This window comes from Streptomyces sp. NH27 (genome assembly GCF_056859195.1).
The window spans coordinates 1-1,511 of the sequence record NZ_JACEGK010000912.1 but is presented as its reverse complement, the minus strand read 5'-3'; the positions used below and the strand labels follow the sequence as shown (position 1 = coordinate 1,511).

General features: G+C 70.2%; 1 protein-coding gene. It reads right to left on the bottom strand.

All coding sequences use genetic code 11. From position 1 onward, the window contains the following. Positions 1 to 14: 14 nt before the first annotated feature. On the bottom strand, positions 15 to 1,148 hold the full coding sequence (locus tag AC13HU_RS37015) for an aliphatic sulfonate ABC transporter substrate-binding protein (RefSeq protein WP_483046387.1): 1,134 nt from the start codon (positions 1,146 to 1,148) through the stop codon (positions 15 to 17). Between the last annotated feature and the right edge of the window lie 363 nt (positions 1,149 to 1,511).

The following is a 1,511-nucleotide window of genomic DNA, read 5'->3' as shown; positions in this document are numbered from 1 at the left end:
GCGCGGAGCGAGGGCTACTGCGCGCCGAGCCCGGCGGCGCTCACCGTCGGCCTGCCCTGCTCCTTGAGCACCTTGTTGAGCAGCGTGAGGTCGTAGATCCCGTCCAGCTCCGGCGCCTTGAGCAGGCCCGCCGACACCGCGTGTTCGGCCTCGGCCTTGGCGGTGTCCGCCAGCGGGTCGTCGAGCAGCTGGATGGACTTCCACGCCGGGTCGAGCTGGCTGGCCGGCAGCGCCTTCTGGGTCAGCGCCTTGATCTGGGTGTTCGCGTCGGCCTTCGCCCGGTCGGGGTTGGCGTTGATCCAGGCGTTGGTCCTCACCGAGCCGCGCAGCACCGCCTCGACGACGTCGGGGTGCGCCTTGAGGAACTTCTGCGACACGATCACGTTGGTGATCACGAACTGCTTGTCCGGCCACAGCGAGCTCTCGTCGAGCAGCACCTTCGCGCCCTCGTCCACCAGCTTCGACGCGGTGGGCTCCGGCACCCACGCGCCGTCGATGGAGCCGCTGGCGTACGCCTGCGGGGCGAGCGAGTTGTCGGTGCGGACCACCGACACGTCGCCCTTGCCGCTCTGCGCGTCGACCTTCCAGCCCTTGGACCTGATGAAGTTCAGCAGCGCCACGTCCTGGGTGTTGCCGAGTTGCGGGGTGGCGATCTTCTTGCCCTTGAGATCCGCGATGGTCTTGATCTTCTTCGGGTCGACCACCAGCTTGACGCCGCCCGAGGCCGATCCCGAGATGATCTTCAGGTCGGAGCCCTTGGACTGGGTATAGCCGTTGATGGATGGCGAGGGCCCGATCCAACCGATGTCGATCGAGCCGGCGTTGAGCGCCTCGATCTCCGCGGGACCCGCGTTGAAGGTGGACTGCTTGATCTTGGTGCTGCCCAACTCCTGCTGGAAGAAGCCCTCTTTCAGGCCGACCAGTGCGGTGGCGTGGGTGAGGTTCGGGAAGTAGCCGATCCTCACCTTGTCGGTGGAGAGCTTCTTGGTGTTCGTGCTGCCGCCGGCGGCGGCCGGCGCGGTGGAGGCGGAGTTGTCGTCCGACTTGCTGGAGCCGTAGCCGCAGGCGGCCAGTGCGCCGAAGAGGATCGGCAGGGCGGCGGCCGCGGCGACGAGTCTGCGGCGGCGGGAGGTGCGCAGGGCGGATATGCGGGGCAGGGCAGACACGGGTGTGTCCCTTCGTAGGCCCCGGCGTGTCGCGCCCGTTGTGGCTAGGGCGCGGCCGGAGTGGCGTCAGGTCCTCGAAAGCGGTGCCGCGGCAGGGTACGCCGGGCACGGCCGGGGCATCGCGGATGCGTCGGACGTACCGGGTGTGCGGCGCGCACGGGGTGTGCGGCGCGCACGGGGCGTGTGCGGCGCACGGCGGTGGCCGCGGCGGTGGTGCGGGTCGCGGCCGGGCGGGTCAGCCCGCACATCGTGCGACCCCGCCCGTTCCGGCGCCGAGCGTGCCGCTGCCGACCCGCCCGCCTTCTATCGCGAAGCCCGAGAAGGCTTCCTGAGCCAGGGCCTGTC